This window comes from Janibacter anophelis NBRC 107843 (genome assembly GCF_001570945.1).
Taxonomy (GTDB): Bacteria; Actinomycetota; Actinomycetes; order Actinomycetales; family Dermatophilaceae; genus Janibacter; species Janibacter anophelis.
This window is the reverse complement of record NZ_BCSQ01000094.1, coordinates 1-4,927: the sequence shown is the minus strand read 5'-3', so window position 1 is coordinate 4,927 and position 4,927 is coordinate 1. Positions and strand designations below refer to the sequence as shown.

The following is a 4,927-nucleotide window of genomic DNA, read 5'->3' as shown; positions in this document are numbered from 1 at the left end:
TTGATCGAGGTGCGAGGCCGCCAGCCGACCGCGATCACCGCGACCGACAACGCCGGCAACACCCACGTCAGCGAGATCGCCACCGACACCAACACCCGTTACCTGCTGAGCGTCCCGGTCGCCATGGGGACCAGCGTCATCTTCAACTCCTTCGCCTACAACGGGCCCGGCTCCGACCCCGACTTCGACCCGGACTGGGACGAGAACCACCACCTCGTCTCCTACGAGATCAACTACATCGTCGAGTGGTGGAGCACCGGCCTGCTGGGCGGCGAGATCATCGCGTCCTGCGGTGACACCGCGACGACCACGGCCACGACCTTCCAGAGCACCTACCTCGGCGGCCGGCTCAGCACCTTCGAGTGAGCTTCGCTCCCCCCGCACGACGCAGCGCCGCGGACCTCGTGGTCCGGGGCGCTGCGCACTTCCCCGGGGAAATGCGCGTTGTCGGGGCCCTTCCGCGCGCATTTCCCCGGGGAAATGCGCGGTTGGTGGGACGAAGGGGGGTCAGCCCCGCTGCGTGGAGTCCGTCACCTCACCAACGAGCTCCTCGATGACGTCCTCGAGGAAGACGACCCCGCGGACGGTGCCGTCGGTGTCGACGACGCGGGCCAGGTGGGTGCCGGTGCGCTGCATGGTCGCCAGCACGTCCTCCACCTCGTCGTCGGGGCGCACGGTCGCCATGCGGCGCAGCCGCTTGCGCGGGACCGGCTGGTCGCGCTCGGTCTCGTCGGCGTAGAGCACGTCCTTGAGGTGGAGGTACCCGGCGAGCTCGCCGCTGGTGTCGGTCGTCGGGTAGCGCGAGTACCCGTGCTTGGCGACGAGCCGCTCGATGTCGTCCGGCGTGGCGTCGCGCGGGACTGTGACGAGGTCCTCGACCCGCACGCCCACGTCGGCGGCGTCCTTGTCGGAGAACTCCAGGGCCGCGCCCACGAGGCCGTACTTCTCGGTCTCGACCAGGCCCTCGCGGTGCGACTCGTGGATGATCTGCTGGACCTCCTCGACGGTGAAGGCCGAGGACACCTCGTCCTTGGGGTCGATCCCCATCGCGCGGACGAAGGCCTTGGACACCCAGTCCATGCCGATGATGATCGGCTTGGCGACCTTCATGACCCACATGAGCGGCGGGACCAGCATCATCGCGGAGCGCTCGGGGCCGGCGATCGCGAGGTTCTTGGGGATCATCTCGCCGACGACGACGTGCAGGTAGACGACGATGAGGATCGCCAGCACGAGCGAGGTGGCGTCGGTGAAGGCGTCGGGCACCCCGATGCGCTCCATGACCGGGTGCAGCGCGTGGTGCAGCGCCGCCTCGGAGATGGCACCGAGGAGCACCGAGCAGATGGTGATGCCGAGCTGGCAGGTGGCGAGCAGGACTCCGGTGTGCTGCAGTGCGTCGACCGCGATGGCGGCGCGCTTGTTGCCCTCGTCCGCGAGCGGCTCGAGCTGCGCGCGTCGGGCGGACATCGCCGCGAACTCGGCGCCGACGAAGAAGGCATTGGCCAGCAGCAGCGCCACGGTGATCAGGACGGTCGTCATGCCGGCTCACCGCCCTTCGCCCCGGGCTCGTCGCTCGAGGCGGCATCGCCCCCGGACTCGTGCTGGACGAACCGCAGCCGGTCCACACGACGGGTGTCCATGTCGGCCACGGTGACCCGCCAGCCGTCGATGTCGACGACGTCGCCGACCTCCGGGACGCGGCCGAGCTCGGCCATGACCCACCCGCCGACGGTCTCGTAGGCGGGGCCGTCGGGCACGGGCGCGCCGACCCGATCGCGCACCTCGTCGGGACGCCACAGGCCGGGCACGGTCCACACGCCGTCGCCGAGCGACCGGCCGGTGGTCTGCGCGAGGTCGTGCTCGTCGTTGACCTCACCGACGATCTCCTCGACGAGGTCCTCGAGCGTGACGACGCCTGCGGTGCCGCCGTACTCGTCGACGACGACACCCATCTGCAGGCCGGAGTCACGCAGCTGGATGAGCAGCGGGTCCAGGCGCAGGGTCTCGGGCACGACGACCGGGTCGATCATCAGCGCCGACACCGGCACGGACTCGCGTCGCTCGTGCGGGACGGCGATCGCCTTCTTGACGTGGACGACGCCGTCGATGTCGTCCCAGTCCTCCCCCGTCACGGGGAAGCGGGAGTGGCCGGTGCGCCGCGCGAGCGCGACGAGGTCCTCGGCGGAGGCGGTGCGGTCGATGGCGCTGGCCCGGTTGCGCGGGGTCATCACGTCGGCGGCGGTCTGGTCGCCGAACCCGAGCGAGCGGGCGACGAGGCGCCCGGTGCCGGAGTCGAGCGTGCCCGCCTCGACGGAGGTGCGCACGAGCGAGGCCAGCTCGGCGGGGCTGCGGGCCGCGGAGAGCTCTTCCTGCGGCTCGACGCCCATGCGGTGCAGCGCCCAGTTGGCCGAGCCGTTGAGCACGAAGATCAGCGGTTTGAAGAGCACGCCAATGACGCGCATCGGCACGGCGACGACCTTGGCCGTGCGCAGCGGCACCGACACCGCGAGGGTCTTGGGCACCATCTCGCCGAGGATCATCGAGAAGACGGTGGCGATGACGAGCGCCAGACCGCTGCCGACGGAGGTGGCGGCCGACGCGGGCAACCCCGCGGCCTCCAGTCCCGGCGTGATGAGGGTGCCGATGGCCGGGCTGGCGATGAAACCGAGGGCCAGCGTCGTGACGGTGATGCCGATCTGGCACGCCGAGAGCAGCGTCGAGAGGGTGCGAAGGGAGGTCAGCACCGGCTTCGCGGCGGTGTCCCCGTCGTCGATCGCCCGCTGGACCGTCGGGCGGTCCAGGGCGACGAGGGAGAACTCCGCGGCCACGAAGAGGGCGGTGCCCAGGGTGAGGACGAGGGCAAGGATCAGGAGACCGATGGTCATGGTCCGAGGGATTCTACGGCGAGTTCGTCGACGGCCTCCCCCACTCTCCCTGAGGAGGTTGCGCAGCAACCGTCCCCACGCTCCCTGAGGAGGTTGCGCAGCAACCGTCTCGAAGGGAGGCCCTCCCCCTCGAGGTGGAGACGGATCTACGCCGCAAGGCGGATGACCGGCCGCGACAGCGGGTGCGAGGATGACGCCGACACCGATGACGAAGGGGACCTTGCTGACCACCACGGGAGCGCGCGTCGAAGTACGCAACCTCACCAAGAGGTTCGGCGGCTTCACCGCCGTCGACGACCTCAGCTTCAACGTCGAACCGGGACGGATCACCGGATTCCTCGGGCCGAACGGCGCGGGCAAGACGACGAGCCTGCGGATGCTGCTCGGCCTGATCTCGCAGACCTCGGGCACCGCGACGATCGACGGGCAGACCTATCACGACATCGACCAGCCGCTGAAGGTCGTCGGGTCGGCCCTCGAGGCGACGAACTTCCACCCGGGGCGCTCGGGCCGTGACCACCTGCGGGTGCTCGCCGCGACGATCGGCGCTCCCGACAGCCGGGTCGACGAGCTGCTCGAGCTCACCGGCATCCCGGCGGCCGCGCGCAAGCGCGCCGGCGGCTACAGCATGGGCATGCGCCAGCGTCTCGGCCTGGCGGCCGGACTGCTCGGCGACCCGCGCCTGCTCGTCCTCGACGAGCCGGCGAACGGCCTCGACCCCGAGGGCATCCGCTGGCTGCGCGGGTTCCTGCGCCACCTGGCGTCGGAGGGGCGCACGGTCCTGATCTCCAGCCACCTGCTGCAGGAGGTCGAGCAGACGGTCGACGACGTCGTCATCATCGCCAACGGCCGCCTCGTCAAGGAGGGCACGGTCGGTGAGCTGCGCGGCTCGGCGACCTCGCTCGTGCGCACGACCGACGCCGACTCGCTCATCGGGGCGCTGCGCGTCGCGGACGTGCCGGCGAACCTGCAGGAGGACGGCGGCATCGTCGCCGAGACCGACGACCTACGGCTGGTGGGCGATGTCGCCCTTCGTGCCGGGGTGCCGATCCACGAGCTGCGGCCGCTCGCCGCGGACCTCGAGCAGCTCTTCTTCTCCCTCACCGAGGGCACCAACCGCAACCTGGGCGCCGGCGAGTCCGCCGCGCCCGTCATGGCCGACGCGATCGAGGGCCGGGAAGGGGCGAACGGCTGATGCTGGGCGCGATCAAGTCCGAATTCCGCAAGTACTTCTCCACCCGCATGTGGTGGGGCATGGCGATCGCCATCTTCCTCGTCAGCGCGGTCTTCGCCCTGGGCTTCGCTTTCCTCTACACGATGGACCAGAGCGGCGTCCCGCCGGAGCAGCAGATGAGCACCGACCCGACGGAGATCGCCAACTCCGTCTACACGGCAGGTCTGAGCGTCGCCTACCTGCTCACCCTCGCCGTTGGCGTCATGCAGATCGGCAGCGAGTACCGGCACAAGACGATCACTTCGACCTTCCTCGCGACGCCGAAGCGCACCCGAGTCATGGGCGCCAAGGTCATCTCGCTGCTGGCGATCGGCGCGATGTACGGCGTCATCTCGCTCATCGGGTCCGTCGGCGTCGGCGCGCTCATCCTGTCGAGCCGCGGCTTCGAGGCCTTCCCCAGCGCCGAGGTGGGGCGCACCCTGCTGCTCAGCCTGCTCGTGCTCGGACTGTGGGCGCTCATCGGCCTCGGGGCCGGGATCCTCATCCCCAACCAGGTGGCGGCGCTGCTGATCTCCGTCGGCGTCGCGTGGATCGTCGAGCCGGTCGCGGGGCTCGCCCTGAGCTTCCTCGACTGGGGCGCCGACGTGGCCAAGTTCTTCCCCTCGTCCGCCACCCAGGCGATCGTCAGCGGCGTGGACACGTCGATGGGACAGATGGACCAGCTCGAGTGGTGGGCAGGCGCCCTCGTCCTCGCGGCCTACGCCGCGGTCCTCGCCGGCATCGGCACGATGCTCACGGTGCGCAAGGACATCAGCTGACCCACCCCGCGTCGTGACCACGGGACCGTCCTCCGAGCGAAGGGGGGGGG

General features: G+C 70.5%; 5 protein-coding genes. 3 read left to right on the top strand and 2 right to left on the bottom strand.

Annotated features, from left to right (window positions below; translation table 11 throughout):
- The coding region (locus JAN01S_RS17255; protein WP_169797255.1) for a hypothetical protein at nucleotides 1-366 on the top strand (366 nt) is incomplete at its 5' end.
- 141 nt (nucleotides 367-507) lie between these two features.
- Here JAN01S_RS17255 and JAN01S_RS16035 read toward each other — a convergent pair.
- Together JAN01S_RS16035 and JAN01S_RS16030 are read right to left on the bottom strand one after the other, a co-directional pair.
- Nucleotides 508-1,539, bottom strand: coding sequence for a hemolysin family protein (locus JAN01S_RS16035; RefSeq protein ID WP_068319773.1), 1,032 nt, complete (start codon nucleotides 1,537-1,539; stop codon nucleotides 508-510).
- On the bottom strand, nucleotides 1,536-2,885 hold the full coding sequence (locus JAN01S_RS16030) for a hemolysin family protein (protein ID WP_068319771.1): 1,350 nt from the start codon (nucleotides 2,883-2,885) through the stop codon (nucleotides 1,536-1,538). Before JAN01S_RS16030 ends, JAN01S_RS16035 begins: the two co-directional genes overlap by 4 nt.
- 190 nt (nucleotides 2,886-3,075) lie before the next feature.
- Between JAN01S_RS16030 and JAN01S_RS16025 the strand changes: the two genes are divergently transcribed.
- Nucleotides 3,076-4,080: an ABC transporter ATP-binding protein gene (locus tag JAN01S_RS16025; RefSeq protein ID WP_244884870.1), complete on the top strand. Its 1,005-nt coding sequence runs from the start codon at nucleotides 3,076-3,078 to the stop codon at nucleotides 4,078-4,080.
- Nucleotides 4,080-4,877, top strand: coding sequence for an ABC transporter permease (locus JAN01S_RS16020; protein ID WP_068319767.1), 798 nt, complete (start codon nucleotides 4,080-4,082; stop codon nucleotides 4,875-4,877). The genes JAN01S_RS16025 and JAN01S_RS16020 overlap by 1 nt, the downstream gene beginning before the upstream one ends.
- The last annotated feature ends 50 nt before the right edge of the window (nucleotides 4,878-4,927 follow it).